This window comes from Bacillus sp. TH17 (assembly GCF_016651125.1).
In the GTDB taxonomy this organism is placed as follows: Bacteria; Bacillota; Bacilli; order Bacillales; family Bacillaceae_G; genus Bacillus_A; species Bacillus_A mycoides.
Window position 1 is genome coordinate 1 of the sequence record NZ_JAEKEN010000005.1, and the last position, 18,308, is coordinate 18,308.

The following is an 18,308-nucleotide window of genomic DNA, read 5'->3' on the forward strand; positions in this document are numbered from 1 at the left end:
CAGGGACAAGGTCCCAACTACCATTGGCGCTAGAGAGCTTAACTTCCGTGTTCGGTATGGAAACGGGTGTGACCTCTCTGCCATCATTACCAGACTATATTCGATTTGAGACAAACATTATTATAACTTGATTCACTTAGAAAGTCAATAAGTTTTTTATATTCTCTCAAAACTAGATAACATTGCTTCATATTATATGGTTAAGTCCTCGATCTATTAGTATTCGTCAGCTCCACATGTCACCATGCTTCCACCTCGAACCTATCAACCTGATCATCTTTCAGGGATCTTACTAGCTTACGCTATGGGAAATCTCATCTTGAGGGGGGCTTCATGCTTAGATGCTTTCAGCACTTATCCCTTCCGCACATAGCTACCCAGCTATGCCCTTGGCAGAACAACTGGTACACCAGCGGTGCGTCCATCCCGGTCCTCTCGTACTAAGGACAGCTCCTCTCAAATTTCCTGCGCCCACGACGGATAGGGACCGAACTGTCTCACGACGTTCTGAACCCAGCTCGCGTACCGCTTTAATGGGCGAACAGCCCAACCCTTGGGACCGACTACAGCCCCAGGATGCGATGAGCCGACATCGAGGTGCCAAACCTCCCCGTCGATGTGGACTCTTGGGGGAGATAAGCCTGTTATCCCCGGGGTAGCTTTTATCCGTTGAGCGATGGCCCTTCCATGCGGAACCACCGGATCACTAAGCCCGACTTTCGTCCCTGCTCGACTTGTAGGTCTCGCAGTCAAGCTCCCTTATGCCTTTGCACTCTACGAATGATTTCCAACCATTCTGAGGGAACCTTTGGGCGCCTCCGTTACACTTTAGGAGGCGACCGCCCCAGTCAAACTGCCCACCTGACACTGTCTCCCGGGTCGATAAGACCCGTAGGTTAGAATTTCAATACAGTCAGGGCGGTATCCCACCAGCGCCTCCACCGAAGCTAGCGCTCCGGTTTCAATGGCTCCCGCCTATCCTGTACAAACTGTACCAAAATTCAATATCAGGCTACAGTAAAGCTCCACGGGGTCTTTCCGTCCTGTCGCGGGTAACCTGCATCTTCACAGGTACTATAATTTCACCGAGTCTCTGGTTGAGACAGTGCCCAAATCGTTACACCTTTCGTGCGGGTCGGAACTTACCCGACAAGGAATTTCGCTACCTTAGGACCGTTATAGTTACGGCCGCCGTTTACTGGGGCTTCAGTTCAGAGCTTCGCTTACGCTAACCCCTCTCCTTAACCTTCCAGCACCGGGCAGGTGTCAGCCCCTATACTTCGCCTTACGGCTTCGCAGAGACCTGTGTTTTTGCTAAACAGTCGCTTGGGCCTATTCACTGCGGCTTTCCGTTAAGAAAGCACCCCTTCTCCCGAAGTTACGGGGTCATTTTGCCGAGTTCCTTAACCAGAGTTCTCTCGCACACCTTAGGATTCTCTCCTCGCCTACCTGTGTCGGTTTGCGGTACAGGCACCTTTTATCTCGCTAGAAGCTTTTCTTGGCAGCGGGGAATCAAAGACTTCGCTCCATAAGGAGCTTCCCCATCACAGCTCAGCCTTCACGATAAGCGGATTTGCCTACTTATCAGCCTAACTGCTTGGACGTGCACAACCAATCGCACGCTTCTTCTATCCTTCTGCGTCCCTCCATTGCTCAAACGATAAAGAGGTGGTACAGGAATATCAACCTGTTGTCCATCGCCTACGCCTGTCGGCCTCGGCTTAGGTCCTGACTAACCCTGAGCGGACGAGCCTTCCTCAGGAAACCTTAGGCATTCGGTGGACGGGATTCTCACCCGTCTTTCGCTACTCATACCGGCATTCTCACTTCTAAGCGCTCCACCAGTCCTTCCGGTCTGACTTCACTGCACTTAGAACGCTCCCCTACCACTGATACCATTGGTATCAATTCGCAGCTTCGGTGGTGTATTTAGCCCCGGTACATTTTCGGCGCAGAGTCACTCGACTAGTGAGCTATTACGCACTCTTTAAATGGTGGCTGCTTCTGAGCCAACATCCTAGTTGTCTAAGCAACTCCACATCCTTTTCCACTTAATACACACTTTGGGACCTTAGCTGGCGATCTGGGCTGTTTCCCTCTTGACTACGGATCTTATCACTCGCAGTCTGACTCCTAAGGATAAGTCATTGGCATTCGGAGTTTGACTGAATTCGGTAATCCGATGAGGACCCCTAGTTCAATCAGTGCTCTACCTCCAAGACTCTTACACTTAAGGCTAGCCCTAAAGCTATTTCGGGGAGAACCAGCTATCTCCAGGTTCGATTGGAATTTCTCCGCTACCCACACCTCATCCCCGCACTTTTCAACGTGCGTGGGTTCGGGCCTCCATTCAGTGTTACCTGAACTTCACCCTGGACATGGGTAGATCACCTGGTTTCGGGTCTACGACCACGTACTAAACGCCCTATTCAGACTCGCTTTCGCTGCGGCTCCGCCTCTTCAGCTTAACCTCGCACGGGATCGTAACTCGCCGGTTCATTCTACAAAAGGCACGCCATCACCCATTAACGGGCTCTGACTATTTGTAGGCACACGGTTTCAGGATCTCTTTCACTCCCCTTCCGGGGTGCTTTTCACCTTTCCCTCACGGTACTGGTTCACTATCGATCACTAGGGAGTATTTAGCCTTGGGAGATGGTCCTCCCAGATTCCGACGGAATTTCACGTGTTCCGCCGTACTCAGGATACATTCAAGAGAGAACGAAGTTTCGACTACGGGGTTATTACCCTCTGTGACGGACCTTTCCAGGTCGCTTCGTCTACCTCGTTCCTTTGTAACTCCGTATAGAATGTCCTACAACCCCAAGAGGCAAGCCTCTTGGTTTGGGCTAGATTCCGTTTCGCTCGCCGCTACTCAGGAAATCGCATTTGCTTTCTCTTCCTCCAGGTACTTAGATGTTTCAGTTCCCTGGGTCTGTCTTCCATACCCTATGTATTCAGGTAAGGATACCATACCATTACGTATAGTGGGTTTCCCCATTCGGAAATCTTCGGATCAAAGCTTACTTACAGCTCCCCGAAGCATATCGGCGTTAGTCCCGTCCTTCATCGACTCCTAGTGTCAAGGCATCCACCGTGCGCCCTTTCTAACTTAACCAAACTAAAATTAAAAAAATATGAGCTACACTGTTATCTAGTTTTCAAAGAACATACATTTAAACTTGAGAGATAGTTCTCTCAAAACTGAACGAAACAAAACAAGTCAACGTTTATTGATGAACTGCGTTCATCAATTCTCCATAGAAAGGAGGTGATCCAGCCGCACCTTCCGATACGGCTACCTTGTTACGACTTCACCCCAATCATCTGTCCCACCTTAGGCGGCTGGCTCCATAAAGGTTACCCCACCGACTTCGGGTGTTACAAACTCTCGTGGTGTGACGGGCGGTGTGTACAAGGCCCGGGAACGTATTCACCGCGGCATGCTGATCCGCGATTACTAGCGATTCCAGCTTCATGTAGGCGAGTTGCAGCCTACAATCCGAACTGAGAACGGTTTTATGAGATTAGCTCCACCTCGCGGTCTTGCAGCTCTTTGTACCGTCCATTGTAGCACGTGTGTAGCCCAGGTCATAAGGGGCATGATGATTTGACGTCATCCCCACCTTCCTCCGGTTTGTCACCGGCAGTCACCTTAGAGTGCCCAACTTAATGATGGCAACTAAGATCAAGGGTTGCGCTCGTTGCGGGACTTAACCCAACATCTCACGACACGAGCTGACGACAACCATGCACCACCTGTCACTCTGCTCCCGAAGGAGAAGCTCTATCTCTAGAGTTTTCAGAGGATGTCAAGACCTGGTAAGGTTCTTCGCGTTGCTTCGAATTAAACCACATGCTCCACCGCTTGTGCGGGCCCCCGTCAATTCCTTTGAGTTTCAGCCTTGCGGCCGTACTCCCCAGGCGGAGTGCTTAATGCGTTAACTTCAGCACTAAAGGGCGGAAACCCTCTAACACTTAGCACTCATCGTTTACGGCGTGGACTACCAGGGTATCTAATCCTGTTTGCTCCCCACGCTTTCGCGCCTCAGTGTCAGTTACAGACCAGAAAGTCGCCTTCGCCACTGGTGTTCCTCCATATCTCTACGCATTTCACCGCTACACATGGAATTCCACTTTCCTCTTCTGCACTCAAGTCTCCCAGTTTCCAATGACCCTCCACGGTTGAGCCGTGGGCTTTCACATCAGACTTAAGAAACCACCTGCGCGCGCTTTACGCCCAATAATTCCGGATAACGCTTGCCACCTACGTATTACCGCGGCTGCTGGCACGTAGTTAGCCGTGGCTTTCTGGTTAGGTACCGTCAAGGTGCCAGCTTATTCAACTAGCACTTGTTCTTCCCTAACAACAGAGTTTTACGACCCGAAAGCCTTCATCACTCACGCGGCGTTGCTCCGTCAGACTTTCGTCCATTGCGGAAGATTCCCTACTGCTGCCTCCCGTAGGAGTCTGGGCCGTGTCTCAGTCCCAGTGTGGCCGATCACCCTCTCAGGTCGGCTACGCATCGTCGCCTTGGTGAGCCGTTACCTCACCAACTAGCTAATGCGACGCGGGTCCATCCATAAGTGACAGCCGAAGCCGCCTTTCAATTTCGAACTATGCAGTTCAAAATATTATCCGGTATTAGCCCCGGTTTCCCGGAGTTATCCCAGTCTTATGGGTAGGTTACCCACGTGTTACTCACCCGTCCGCCGCTAACTTCATAAGAGCAAGCTCTTAATCCATTCGCTCGACTTGCATGTATTAGGCACGCCGCCAGCGTTCATCCTGAGCCAGGATCAAACTCTCCAATAAAGTTAGTTTGTCTAGCATCTAAAAATAAAAATTGACGTTCACGTTGTTTGTTTCGTTCAGTTTTCAAAGAACTACTCGGTCGCTCATTTGCGACTTCCTTATGTTAACATCTTCGTTAGTTAATGTCAACTAAGTTTTTTATTTCGTTTGTCGCTTTCTGCGTTGTTGCTATCGGCGACTTATCCTATATTACACCTCTATATAATAATAGTCAACATTTCTTTTTCATTTTCTACAAAAAAAATTCCACACACTCATACCTCATCTTTATTTTACATATATATAATCAAGATACATGAAAGGAGTGCATCAATTGTTGGATCCTTCCTTATTACACATCATTAGTACTAATGCAAGAAGCCCACACTATCATAGAAACTTTCCTCTCATTCTATTTTGGAGTCAAAAAAGTGGTTGTACTTCCCTTGCTAAGTGGTTTTTTTACCAGGTTGATTTATTACAAACAGCTTTAAACTACCACCCCTTCATCCATAATTTCGAATATGAAATATACAAAAGTACACCGGCCTATAATATAAGGCTAAGTGTAGCACTACGAGATAAACAAAAGGAAACTTTCAAACTGGTTCGCAATCCGTTTAGAAGAGCAGTCAGTTCTTTCGTGTCCTTAATTGCACCTCCTTATGTAGAAAATGAAGAATGGAAACCCATTCGAAAGTTTTTATATCAAAATGAAAATTCTCCTAAAGGAATCTCATTCAAACAATTTTTATACTACCTATTTACTAAAGGTGCTCATGCAAATGATATTAACGCTCACTTTACACAACAATATATAGCAGGTGAAGAAGAGTATGTAACCAATTATATATACTTAGAAAATTTCGATCAGGAAATGAAAGAATTAGAAAAACGTTTCGAATTAAAACCTGCACCGATAAATGAGTTTTCAACATCATGGCATCATCAAACCCCTGCCATGATTTATAAAGGGAATTTCAGCGATGCCGATATTACTGATCCTTTATTCCCTCGTCACCCGACTTTTGAAACCTTTTATGATGATGAATGTATACAGCTCGTCAAAACAATATTTCAAAAAGATTTCGATACATATAGATATAACAAAGAATATCCCTACTAATTTAAGTCCATTATCTTCGCTAAATATAAAAAGATACCTTATACATATATATGAGGTATCTTTTTAACATTTAAACTATATAAAACGTACAATTTAACAGTCCCTACTATCCATTTTATTACCCTTTAATAGATTACGTAACTTTTGCTTATCCGCCCATCCTACTCCAATTAAAACTAGACTCCCTCCCATTATTATCTTCCATGTCAGAGATTCATTTAATAGGATAATTGAAGTAATGATACTTATTAACGGCAATCCATTTAAGTACAGTCCACTTATTGATGCTGAGACCGTCTCTAGCGCTTTATTCCAGAACCAATATGCTAAAATTGTTGCCCCGATAACAAGATATACTACACTAAATCCAATCTTCCATGTTTCGATTTTTGGGAAACCGTAGTAAAAAATTTCTATCATTGCAAATGGCAACACAATAGCTGCACCTATCATTAGTGTTACTGTAGTGAAAACTTTATTAGATAAACGTCGTTCTTGTTTTGGCCGTTTTAACAAAACTGTGTAGAACGCAAATAAAAAGGTACTTAATAAAATAAGTATATCTCCTATTAAAGACACCTCTTGATTAGTATCGCTAGATGGAATTGTAATAAAGAGCACTCCTATAGCGCCGAACATAATTCCGATCCAATAATCCATCTGAATTTTCTCTTTCAGAAAGAACGCTGAAAAAAGAATTGTAACTAATGGCAATGCAGCATCAATAATACTAACATGTAATCCACTTGTTAAAGAAATACCATAGGATGTGAACATAAAGTACCCAGCTACACCAGTAAAAGACAGTAAACTCATTCTTTTCCACGGAATATGTTTATGTATAACTGCTTTTTGTAGTTCGTTAAATGAGAAAAACATACAAATTCCACCCGCAAAGAAAAGACGAATAAATAACAAAGTAAACGGTTGAATGGATTCTAATGCCCATTTCGTTGGTGCAATGGCTGTTCCCCATAATATAACAGCCACTAATAACATGCATATTTCTTTCATAATCCCCCACACCCATCAAAAAATATATGTTAACTACCTTAATTATAGATTTTTTCTTAGGTAAAATCCTTTAAAACCACAAAAAGGTTATGCGAAAAATAGCCATCCAGCTCTTTTTTACATAACCTTTTCATATTAAATCAAAACATTATTGTTCATTCGACAACTAAATTAACATAAAAAGGAAATCCTTACCTTCAATTTATATTTAAACGTATTACTTTATCATCCGAATTTTATTTTATACCGTTTCTATTCCATTCTTTTTTTCATCTTTAAGGTTATTAAATTTATGGATTTTAACCTTCGGTAAATAAAAATAAACACAAAAAAACCTAAGTCGAAACGACTTAGGTTTTTGCTTGGCGACGTCCTACTCTCACAGGGACAAGGTCCCAACTACCATCGGCGCTAGAGAGCTTAACTTCCGTGTTCGGTATGGGAACGGGTGTGACCTCTCTGCCATCATCACCAAACTGATGAAGGTATATTCCTTCAAAACTAGATAACATTTGCTTCATATTATATGGTTAAGTCCTCGATCTATTAGTATTCGTCAGCTCCACATGTCACCATGCTTCCACCTCGAACCTATCAACCTGATCATCTTTCAGGGATCTTACTAGCTTACGCTATGGGAAATCTCATCTTGAGGGGGGCTTCATGCTTAGATGCTTTCAGCACTTATCCCTTCCGCACATAGCTACCCAGCTATGCCCTTGGCAGAACAACTGGTACACCAGCGGTGCGTCCATCCCGGTCCTCTCGTACTAAGGACAGCTCCTCTCAAATTTCCTGCGCCCACGACGGATAGGGACCGAACTGTCTCACGACGTTCTGAACCCAGCTCGCGTACCGCTTTAATGGGCGAACAGCCCAACCCTTGGGACCGACTACAGCCCCAGGATGCGATGAGCCGACATCGAGGTGCCAAACCTCCCCGTCGATGTGGACTCTTGGGGGAGATAAGCCTGTTATCCCCGGGGTAGCTTTTATCCGTTGAGCGATGGCCCTTCCATGCGGAACCACCGGATCACTAAGCCCGACTTTCGTCCCTGCTCGACTTGTAGGTCTCGCAGTCAAGCTCCCTTATGCCTTTGCACTCTACGAATGATTTCCAACCATTCTGAGGGAACCTTTGGGCGCCTCCGTTACACTTTAGGAGGCGACCGCCCCAGTCAAACTGCCCACCTGACACTGTCTCCCGGGTCGATAAGACCCGTAGGTTAGAATTTCAATACAGTCAGGGCGGTATCCCACCAGCGCCTCCACCGAAGCTAGCGCTCCGGTTTCAATGGCTCCCGCCTATCCTGTACAAACTGTACCAAAATTCAATATCAGGCTACAGTAAAGCTCCACGGGGTCTTTCCGTCCTGTCGCGGGTAACCTGCATCTTCACAGGTACTATAATTTCACCGAGTCTCTGGTTGAGACAGTGCCCAAATCGTTACACCTTTCGTGCGGGTCGGAACTTACCCGACAAGGAATTTCGCTACCTTAGGACCGTTATAGTTACGGCCGCCGTTTACTGGGGCTTCAGTTCAGAGCTTCGCTTACGCTAACCCCTCTCCTTAACCTTCCAGCACCGGGCAGGTGTCAGCCCCTATACTTCGCCTTACGGCTTCGCAGAGACCTGTGTTTTTGCTAAACAGTCGCTTGGGCCTATTCACTGCGGCTTTCCGTTAAGAAAGCACCCCTTCTCCCGAAGTTACGGGGTCATTTTGCCGAGTTCCTTAACCAGAGTTCTCTCGCACACCTTAGGATTCTCTCCTCGCCTACCTGTGTCGGTTTGCGGTACAGGCACCTTTTATCTCGCTAGAAGCTTTTCTTGGCAGCGGGGAATCAAAGACTTCGCTCCATAAGGAGCTTCCCCATCACAGCTCAGCCTTCACGATAAGCGGATTTGCCTACTTATCAGCCTAACTGCTTGGACGTGCACAACCAATCGCACGCTTCTTCTATCCTTCTGCGTCCCTCCATTGCTCAAACGATAAAGAGGTGGTACAGGAATATCAACCTGTTGTCCATCGCCTACGCCTGTCGGCCTCGGCTTAGGTCCTGACTAACCCTGAGCGGACGAGCCTTCCTCAGGAAACCTTAGGCATTCGGTGGACGGGATTCTCACCCGTCTTTCGCTACTCATACCGGCATTCTCACTTCTAAGCGCTCCACCAGTCCTTCCGGTCTGACTTCACTGCACTTAGAACGCTCCCCTACCACTGATACCATTGGTATCAATTCGCAGCTTCGGTGGTGTATTTAGCCCCGGTACATTTTCGGCGCAGAGTCACTCGACTAGTGAGCTATTACGCACTCTTTAAATGGTGGCTGCTTCTGAGCCAACATCCTAGTTGTCTAAGCAACTCCACATCCTTTTCCACTTAATACACACTTTGGGACCTTAGCTGGCGATCTGGGCTGTTTCCCTCTTGACTACGGATCTTATCACTCGCAGTCTGACTCCTAAGGATAAGTCATTGGCATTCGGAGTTTGACTGAATTCGGTAATCCGATGAGGACCCCTAGTTCAATCAGTGCTCTACCTCCAAGACTCTTACACTTAAGGCTAGCCCTAAAGCTATTTCGGGGAGAACCAGCTATCTCCAGGTTCGATTGGAATTTCTCCGCTACCCACACCTCATCCCCGCACTTTTCAACGTGCGTGGGTTCGGGCCTCCATTCAGTGTTACCTGAACTTCACCCTGGACATGGGTAGATCACCTGGTTTCGGGTCTACGACCACGTACTAAACGCCCTATTCAGACTCGCTTTCGCTGCGGCTCCGCCTCTTCAGCTTAACCTCGCACGGGATCGTAACTCGCCGGTTCATTCTACAAAAGGCACGCCATCACCCATTAACGGGCTCTGACTATTTGTAGGCACACGGTTTCAGGATCTCTTTCACTCCCCTTCCGGGGTGCTTTTCACCTTTCCCTCACGGTACTGGTTCACTATCGATCACTAGGGAGTATTTAGCCTTGGGAGATGGTCCTCCCAGATTCCGACGGAATTTCACGTGTTCCGCCGTACTCAGGATACATTCAAGAGAGAACGAAGTTTCGACTACGGGGTTATTACCCTCTGTGACGGACCTTTCCAGGTCGCTTCGTCTACCTCGTTCCTTTGTAACTCCGTATAGAATGTCCTACAACCCCAAGAGGCAAGCCTCTTGGTTTGGGCTAGATTCCGTTTCGCTCGCCGCTACTCAGGAAATCGCATTTGCTTTCTCTTCCTCCAGGTACTTAGATGTTTCAGTTCCCTGGGTCTGTCTTCCATACCCTATGTATTCAGGTAAGGATACCATACCATTACGTATAGTGGGTTTCCCCATTCGGAAATCTTCGGATCAAAGCTTACTTACAGCTCCCCGAAGCATATCGGCGTTAGTCCCGTCCTTCATCGACTCCTAGTGTCAAGGCATCCACCGTGCGCCCTTTCTAACTTAACCAAACTAAAATTAAAAAAATATGAGCTACACTGTTATCTAGTTTTCAAAGAACATACATTTAAACTTGAGAGATAGTTCTCTCAAAACTGAACGAAACAAAACAAGTCAACGTTTATTGATGAACTGCGTTCATCAATTCTCCATAGAAAGGAGGTGATCCAGCCGCACCTTCCGATACGGCTACCTTGTTACGACTTCACCCCAATCATCTGTCCCACCTTAGGCGGCTGGCTCCATAAAGGTTACCCCACCGACTTCGGGTGTTACAAACTCTCGTGGTGTGACGGGCGGTGTGTACAAGGCCCGGGAACGTATTCACCGCGGCATGCTGATCCGCGATTACTAGCGATTCCAGCTTCATGTAGGCGAGTTGCAGCCTACAATCCGAACTGAGAACGGTTTTATGAGATTAGCTCCACCTCGCGGTCTTGCAGCTCTTTGTACCGTCCATTGTAGCACGTGTGTAGCCCAGGTCATAAGGGGCATGATGATTTGACGTCATCCCCACCTTCCTCCGGTTTGTCACCGGCAGTCACCTTAGAGTGCCCAACTTAATGATGGCAACTAAGATCAAGGGTTGCGCTCGTTGCGGGACTTAACCCAACATCTCACGACACGAGCTGACGACAACCATGCACCACCTGTCACTCTGCTCCCGAAGGAGAAGCTCTATCTCTAGAGTTTTCAGAGGATGTCAAGACCTGGTAAGGTTCTTCGCGTTGCTTCGAATTAAACCACATGCTCCACCGCTTGTGCGGGCCCCCGTCAATTCCTTTGAGTTTCAGCCTTGCGGCCGTACTCCCCAGGCGGAGTGCTTAATGCGTTAACTTCAGCACTAAAGGGCGGAAACCCTCTAACACTTAGCACTCATCGTTTACGGCGTGGACTACCAGGGTATCTAATCCTGTTTGCTCCCCACGCTTTCGCGCCTCAGTGTCAGTTACAGACCAGAAAGTCGCCTTCGCCACTGGTGTTCCTCCATATCTCTACGCATTTCACCGCTACACATGGAATTCCACTTTCCTCTTCTGCACTCAAGTCTCCCAGTTTCCAATGACCCTCCACGGTTGAGCCGTGGGCTTTCACATCAGACTTAAGAAACCACCTGCGCGCGCTTTACGCCCAATAATTCCGGATAACGCTTGCCACCTACGTATTACCGCGGCTGCTGGCACGTAGTTAGCCGTGGCTTTCTGGTTAGGTACCGTCAAGGTGCCAGCTTATTCAACTAGCACTTGTTCTTCCCTAACAACAGAGTTTTACGACCCGAAAGCCTTCATCACTCACGCGGCGTTGCTCCGTCAGACTTTCGTCCATTGCGGAAGATTCCCTACTGCTGCCTCCCGTAGGAGTCTGGGCCGTGTCTCAGTCCCAGTGTGGCCGATCACCCTCTCAGGTCGGCTACGCATCGTCGCCTTGGTGAGCCGTTACCTCACCAACTAGCTAATGCGACGCGGGTCCATCCATAAGTGACAGCCGAAGCCGCCTTTCAATTTCGAACTATGCAGTTCAAAATATTATCCGGTATTAGCCCCGGTTTCCCGGAGTTATCCCAGTCTTATGGGTAGGTTACCCACGTGTTACTCACCCGTCCGCCGCTAACTTCATAAGAGCAAGCTCTTAATCCATTCGCTCGACTTGCATGTATTAGGCACGCCGCCAGCGTTCATCCTGAGCCAGGATCAAACTCTCCAATAAAGTTAGTTTGTCTAGCATCTAAAAATAAAAATTGACGTTCACGTTGTTTGTTTCGTTCAGTTTTCAAAGAACTTGTCTGTCGCTCATTTGCGACTCCCTTATGTTAACATTTTCATATTTCAATGTCAACCAAGTTTTTTTATTCCTTTTGTCGCTTTCTGCGTTGTTGCTATCGGCGACTTGTCCTATATTACACCTCTATATACTAATCGTCAATACCTTTTTACAAAGAAATTTAATTTAGTACCTTTGCACTCTTTAACTCTAGATAAGGACCTACAAAGATCTCATTAAAATAGAAACCATCGTCTACTTTTCTTTACCAATCTATTCTTCTAAATACTATTCAATTTAGGCACTTCTCTATTTCAAAGGGCTCGCTTCCCCCATCTTACCGAACTCATACAATTGATTCTTTTCAGGTAAACTAGCAACCTTATTTTAACAATTAATAGTATATAATTAGAAAGTTGCTTTATTTTTTATTACCGCTCCCTATCCCCTTTGTTTATCAAGTTGTAATATCAATAACATTCTATTAGAAACAGGTGACGATATGAAAGATATACGTATTCTTATAGCAGATGACGATAAAGAAATTCGAGACTTATTAAAAAGATATTTAGAACGAGAATTATATATGGTAGATACTGTAATTAATGGAGAAGAAGCTTTGTGCTTATTTAACCAAAATAACTACAACCTCGTTATATTAGATCTTATGATGCCGAAAGTAGATGGTATCGAAGTGTGTAGAAAACTTAGAGATACAACCAACATCCCTATATTAATGCTAACTGCTAAAGATCACGAAGTTGATAAAATTTTGGGCTTAAGCATAGGTGCTGATGATTATATTACGAAACCTTTCAGTATTCACGAAGTGGTTGCAAGAGTAAAAGCTCTTATGCGACGTTTTTTAGTTCTTGGAAGTAACACTAACGTACAAGAGAAAACAGCTTTAACATTTAAAGGACTAACTATCGATTTTAAAAAATACACAGTCCATACGAACGGAAAAGAAATCAACTTAACTGGAAAAGAACTTGAACTATTAAAATTCTTCGCTTCAAACCCAGAGCAAGTATTTACGAAAACACAACTCTTTCGGAATGTATGGGACGATAATTATATAGAAGATGATAATACAGTTATGGTGCATATTAGAAAGCTTAGAAAGAAAATAGAAATCGATTCTTCCAATCCAAAATTCATTCAGACTGTATGGGGAATCGGTTATAAGTTTGTAGGTGAACAGGTTGAAAAATGATAAGATCCTCTTTCTTATTTCATTACAACTTATCATTTGCGGACTTTTAAATATAGATATGGGATACCATGTAAAAATATCTTTATTTATTGCTCTTATTATAATCACAATATATCTTTTCTTTTCAAGAGTTCACTTTATTCAAAGCAACGAATCGATGGTTACTAAATTAAGCCGTGCACTTAAAGGGAATTTACAAACGAGGCTATTCACAAATAACGACCGTTCACTAAATAGTATAGTGTTTTCAATAAACGACTTAATAACCGCATTAGAAAAGGGTCAGATCGAAGCAAGGAAATCCCAAGAAGCTAGAAAACAACTTTTATCTAATATCTCACATGATATCCGGACACCACTTACTTCTATTATTGGATATATTGATGCTTTAAAAGATGATGTCGCTGCTTCTGAAGTAGAAAAGCAAGAATATCTTGAAATACTTTATAAGAAATCGAATGACTTAAAACATCTGGTCGATGAAATCTTTAATATGGCCAAGCTAGATGCTGATGAGTTTCCATTAAAAGAAGAAGAACTCGATTTTTCTGAGGTTACTAGAGAAGTATTAATCGAATTTTTACCCGAGCTATCAAAACATAACATTGAACTACAAGTTCTCATACCAGAATCTACTTCCCCTATTATTGCAGATCACCTTAGCCTTATACGAATTATAGGTAATCTAATAAAAAACGCTATCCATCACGGAAAAGCTGGGAAAATAGTAGGAGTCGAACTACTAGAAACCAATACAGAATATGAGATTCTTATTTGGGACAAGGGACCCGGTATTCCAAAACATGATTTACAAAACGTATTTAAGCGGATGTACCGCAGCGAACAATCAAGAAATCCTTCTTACGGTGGTAGTGGCCTCGGACTTTCTATTTCTAAAGCCCTCGTTAAAAAAAATGGTGGGCGTATATGGGTTGACAGTATTCCCTGGGAACGAACTACTTTTGGTTTTTCCGTCCCAAAACACACTAGTTTTAAGAAATAGTTAAGAAATGATTAATATACAGTTAAACCTTCCTTTTTATTATGTAATTAAGAACTTATAGAAAGTAGGTGCCCCCTATAAATACAATTATAAAAACGACAAACCTTACTAAAGTTTATGGGAACCAAAAGTCAGTAGATAATCTAAATATAAATGTACAACAAGGAGAGATTTATGGATTCATAGGGCGTAACGGTGCTGGTAAAACAACTACAATCCGTATGCTGCTTAGTCTTATAAAACCTACAAGTGGAAATATAGAAATATTCGGTGAGGATTTACTTCGGAATCCAAAAGACATTTTAAGAAGAATCGGTTCTATCGTTGAAGTCCCAGGATTTTATGAAAACTTAACTGCAAGAGAGAACTTATTAATTAATGCAAAGATAATTGGAGTTCACAAAAGGAATGCAATTGAAGAAGCATTAGAAATTGTAGGCTTGCAGCACGAAACAAAAAAATTAGTAGGAAAATACTCTTTAGGAATGAAGCAACGCTTAGGAATTGCACGTGCTCTTCTCCATTATCCTGAACTACTCATACTAGATGAACCAACTAACGGACTAGATCCAATCGGTATTAAAGAAATGCGAAAACTCATTAAATCTTTAGCTCAAGACAGAAATATAACGATACTCATTTCTAGTCATATATTAGCTGAGGTGGAACAACTAGTCGATCGTATGGGAATTATTCATGAAGGAAGGTTATTAGAAGAAGTTTCTCTTGATACACTGCGTAAAGCCAATCGTAAGTACATAGAATTCCAGGTAAATAATGATAATAAAGCTGCGATGCTATTAGAAAATCATTTTCAAATTTTTGATTATGAGGTACATGATGAAGGAAATATTCGCGTTTATTCTCACTTCGGACAGCAGGGACACATCAATAGAACATTAGTTCGTAACGATATTGAGGTATTAAAAATTGTGATGAGCGAAGATAGACTAGAAGATTATTTCACCAAACTAGTTGGGGGTGGCACAATTGGTTAATCTGCTTTATACAGAACTATTAAAATTGAAACGATCCAATATGTTTTTGATTAGTATTATCGGGGCAGGTGTCGCGCCATTTTTAGTGGTTGTAGCTTCTTATATACACATGAAGACAAAGCAACCTACTCCAACTATTTTATTTGGTCAACTGTTCACTGAAGTTAACCTATACACTACTTTAATTATAGGATTCCCCTTATATGGAGTTGTGACCGCTTATCTATTTACCCGTGAATACACTGAAGATACATTAAAAAATTTGCTAACTATCCCAGTATCACGTATTAGCTTTATTATAAGTAAGTTTATCCTTCTATTCCTTTGGATCATGATGCTAACTTTAGTTGCTTGGACGCTAACTTTATTATTAGGGCTAATAGGTAGCTTCCCTGGGTTTAGTATCACCTTACTTTTAGGCTCTCTCATAAAATTTTTAATATGTGGTGGACTTCTCTTTCTTTTGTCTTCACCTATTGTACTACTAACTCTTGTAATGAAGACCTATGTACCGCCTATTATATTAACAATCATTATTACAATGACTAACCTTATGATCGTAAATTCAAAACATAAAGACCTATTCCCATGGACCGCTACTCTAGATATAGCAAATAACGAATTACAACCGACTTATCCATCAGAGTATTCTTATATCATCATTGCAGTAACAGCGATTTTCGGATTTATTACAACACTATTCTATTTTAAAAGGGTGGATATTCATTAATTTATAGGAGTGAAACTATGAGCAATCTTATCATTGCCTTCATACTTGGTATTGTAGAAGGGTTAGCTGAATTTTTACCCATCTCTTCTACTGGCCATCTTATATTAGTCGGACATTTATTAGATTTTGAAGGAGAAAGGGCAAAAACATTTGAAATTGTCATACAGTTAGGGGCAATTTTAGCTATCGCGATTTTATATCATAAACGCCTTGTTTCTTTATGTAATATTAAACCCCTTCTACGGAAAGAGAAAAAATTCAATGCATTACATGTTTTTCTCGGTGTATTCCCAGCAGTAGTTGTTGGCCTATTATTACATGATGTTATTAAAACATACTTATTTCAGCCGTATACTGTCGTAATCGGACTTGTAGCAGGAGCAATTCTTATGATTTTTGCAGAAGCAAAAAAAGCAGAGGCAACCGCCTTTTCACTAGATGATTTAACATACCGTCAAGCATTAACAATTGGATTATTTCAATGCTTAGCAGTATATCCTGGCTTCTCTAGAGCGGGCTCTACTATTTCTGGAGGGCTATTAGCAAAAGTAAATTATAAGGCTGCATCTGAGTTCTCTTTTCTCATTGCCATTCCTGTAATGGCCGGAGCTACAGGGTTAGACTTATTAAAAAGTTGGAAGTATTTAAGTGTAGATGATATTCCTATGTTTGCGGTAGGATTCATTACCTCTTTTCTTGTAGCAATGCTAGCGGTAGTAACCTTCCTGAAGCTTTTAGAAAAGATAGGTTTAAAACCTTTTGCATATTATCGTATTTTGTTAGCCATTGTATTTACACTTTTCGTATTGCTATAGCTTCATATAAGTCACATATTATTAAACCGATATTCAAGGAATATCGGTTTTTATCTATTTCACCTCTAGTATTACTCACTTCAATATGGCATAGTGGATAATAGATCAATATTAATAATCAGAATATTCTTTACCTCTAAACAACACTTCATTAAAATATGTAACGTTAAAAGCTATATTTGAAATCCGAACCTAGTAATAGCATTTCTTCTTTATATACATATACTGAAGTAAAAATAAGCACCTTAATTGATTGAGTCTACCCATTACACCACGATAGAACTAACGTTCTCACCCCTTTGCTATACATCACTTCTTCCTTATTTCTATATTTATGGAAGCGAAGTACGTGTAGGTGATCCGGCATTGACCCTAACTTTATTGCAGCCCAAATCACAAATAGACTACATAACAACTATATCCATTACCATACGAAACAATTCGAAAATTGAACATCCCGTCTATTAATATGGGCGTCTACGGGGAAAATGGTCATAAATGGACAGAACAAGTTTATAAACCATATTCCTTCAGCGTATTACTTGTATTAATCCGTAATACAACAACCCAGATTTTATATGACTACAAAACTATTACAAATAAGCAAGTTGCTCAAGGCTTATAAAAAAATTAAAGCGAGGTAAATATACAAATGAATCCATTAGCACAATCATATTGGGATACTTATTGGGGAAACAATGAAAAACCAGAATCTATTACAGCTTGGCAATTTGGTGATTCTCCTGATTATCTCGCTCAATTAGTCATTGATGGTGTGAAAACCGCAACATGCTCGGGCCATATTTTTTATGAATTAGAAAATGAACCACTACCAACAACTAACGATTATAGTATTGTACTCAATAGTCAGGAGGAACCTGTAGCTATTATTAAGACAATAGAAGTAACTATAATGCCAATGAATGAAGTGACTGAAGAATTCGCTATCGCTGAAGGCGAAGGCGATCGTACCTATAGTTACTGGAGAGATACCCATATTCAGTTTTTTACAAAGGAACTAAGCGAACTTGGTCTTAGTTTTTCTGAAGATATGCTGCTCGTTTGCGAACGTTTTAAGCTTATCGATGTAAAAAACAAAGTGAAGATATGATAAATAACGATTCTACCGGAAGTCCATATTAGATAAATACATTTATCTTTAAACAAATAAGCTTGTTACCAATGGATTTCTTGAGCCATTAATAACAAGCTTATTTCATTAAACACAAAAAAGACGAGTCATTCTGACTCGTCTTAAAGTTGCTTGGCGACGTCCTACTCTCACAGGGACAAGGTCCCAACTACCATCGGCGCTAGAGAGCTTAACTTCCGTGTTCGGTATGGGAACGGGTGTGACCTCTCTGCCATCATCACCAAACTGATGAAGGTATATTCCTTCAAAACTAGATAA

At 42.7% G+C, this 18,308-nt stretch carries 8 protein-coding genes, 7 rRNA genes and 1 pseudogene; 8 read left to right on the plus strand and 8 right to left on the minus strand.

What is annotated here, in order from left to right; translation table 11 throughout:
* The 3 genes from rrf (JFT95_RS29190) to JFT95_RS29200 form a co-directional block, all read right to left on the minus strand.
* A 5S ribosomal RNA gene (gene rrf / locus JFT95_RS29190) occupies window positions 1-94 on the minus strand; the annotation flags it as partial.
* Between the two features lie 102 nt (window positions 95-196).
* Window positions 197-3,118 (minus strand): 23S ribosomal RNA (locus JFT95_RS29195).
* A 146-nt stretch (window positions 3,119-3,264) separates the two neighbouring features.
* Window positions 3,265-4,816: ribosomal RNA gene (locus JFT95_RS29200) — 16S ribosomal RNA — on the minus strand.
* Between the two features lie 313 nt (window positions 4,817-5,129).
* Here JFT95_RS29200 and JFT95_RS29205 point away from each other — a divergent pair.
* Complete coding sequence (locus tag JFT95_RS29205; protein WP_201054124.1) at window positions 5,130-5,921, plus strand: sulfotransferase family 2 domain-containing protein; 792 nt, start codon at window positions 5,130-5,132, stop codon at window positions 5,919-5,921.
* A 93-nt stretch (window positions 5,922-6,014) separates the two neighbouring features.
* On the opposite strand, the gene JFT95_RS29210 is transcribed toward JFT95_RS29205, so the two are convergent.
* The 4 genes from JFT95_RS29210 to JFT95_RS29225 all read right to left on the minus strand — a co-directional run bounded on the left by JFT95_RS29210 (window position 6,015) and on the right by JFT95_RS29225 (window position 12,081).
* A complete protein-coding gene (locus JFT95_RS29210) occupies window positions 6,015-6,935 on the minus strand; it encodes a DMT family transporter (RefSeq protein ID WP_201054112.1) in 921 nt (306 codons plus the stop codon).
* 360 nt (window positions 6,936-7,295) lie between these two features.
* Window positions 7,296-7,411, minus strand: a 5S ribosomal RNA gene (gene rrf / locus JFT95_RS29215).
* Window positions 7,412-7,461: 50 nt separating this feature from the next.
* Window positions 7,462-10,383, minus strand: a 23S ribosomal RNA gene (locus tag JFT95_RS29220).
* Between the two features lie 146 nt (window positions 10,384-10,529).
* Window positions 10,530-12,081: ribosomal RNA gene (locus JFT95_RS29225) — 16S ribosomal RNA — on the minus strand.
* Between the two features lie 556 nt (window positions 12,082-12,637).
* Between JFT95_RS29225 and JFT95_RS29230 the strand changes: the two genes are divergently transcribed.
* From JFT95_RS29230 to JFT95_RS29255, 7 genes and pseudogenes are all read left to right on the plus strand, one after another.
* Window positions 12,638-13,351, plus strand: a complete 714-nt coding sequence (locus JFT95_RS29230; RefSeq protein ID WP_201054115.1) for a response regulator transcription factor — start codon at window positions 12,638-12,640, stop codon at window positions 13,349-13,351.
* Entirely contained in the window at window positions 13,341-14,354 is a 1,014-nt protein-coding gene (locus tag JFT95_RS29235; RefSeq protein ID WP_201054116.1) for a sensor histidine kinase, read from the plus strand. The genes JFT95_RS29230 and JFT95_RS29235 overlap by 11 nt, the downstream gene beginning before the upstream one ends.
* A 68-nt stretch (window positions 14,355-14,422) precedes the next feature.
* Window positions 14,423-15,352, plus strand: coding sequence for an ABC transporter ATP-binding protein (locus JFT95_RS29240; protein WP_201054118.1), 930 nt, complete (start codon window positions 14,423-14,425; stop codon window positions 15,350-15,352).
* Window positions 15,345-16,082: an ABC transporter permease gene (locus tag JFT95_RS29245; protein WP_002140180.1), complete on the plus strand. Its 738-nt coding sequence runs from the start codon at window positions 15,345-15,347 to the stop codon at window positions 16,080-16,082. The genes JFT95_RS29240 and JFT95_RS29245 overlap by 8 nt, the downstream gene beginning before the upstream one ends.
* 17 nt (window positions 16,083-16,099) lie before the next feature.
* Window positions 16,100-16,897, plus strand: a complete 798-nt coding sequence (bacA, locus tag JFT95_RS29250) for an undecaprenyl-diphosphate phosphatase (protein WP_088038231.1) — start codon at window positions 16,100-16,102, stop codon at window positions 16,895-16,897.
* Between the two features lie 424 nt (window positions 16,898-17,321).
* Window positions 17,322-17,522, plus strand: a pseudogene (locus JFT95_RS29815) (peptidase M20); the annotation flags it as partial.
* Between the two features lie 27 nt (window positions 17,523-17,549).
* A complete protein-coding gene (locus JFT95_RS29255) occupies window positions 17,550-18,008 on the plus strand; it encodes an ASCH domain-containing protein (protein WP_201054119.1) in 459 nt (152 codons plus the stop codon).
* 151 nt (window positions 18,009-18,159) lie between these two features.
* On the opposite strand, the gene rrf (JFT95_RS29260) is transcribed toward JFT95_RS29255, so the two are convergent.
* Window positions 18,160-18,275 (minus strand): 5S ribosomal RNA (gene rrf / locus JFT95_RS29260).
* Between the last annotated feature and the right edge of the window lie 33 nt (window positions 18,276-18,308).

Bases quoted from the DNA above. Each gene is read 5' to 3' on its own strand.
- JFT95_RS29210 (WP_201054112.1), bottom strand. From the start codon at position 6,935: ATGAAAGAAATATGCATGTTATTAGTGGCTGTTATATTATGGGGAACA.
- JFT95_RS29230 (WP_201054115.1), top strand. From the start codon at position 12,638: ATGAAAGATATACGTATTCTTATAGCAGATGACGATAAAGAAATTCGA.
- bacA (WP_088038231.1), top strand. From the start codon at position 16,100: ATGAGCAATCTTATCATTGCCTTCATACTTGGTATTGTAGAAGGGTTA.
- JFT95_RS29255 (WP_201054119.1), top strand. From the start codon at position 17,550: ATGAATCCATTAGCACAATCATATTGGGATACTTATTGGGGAAACAAT.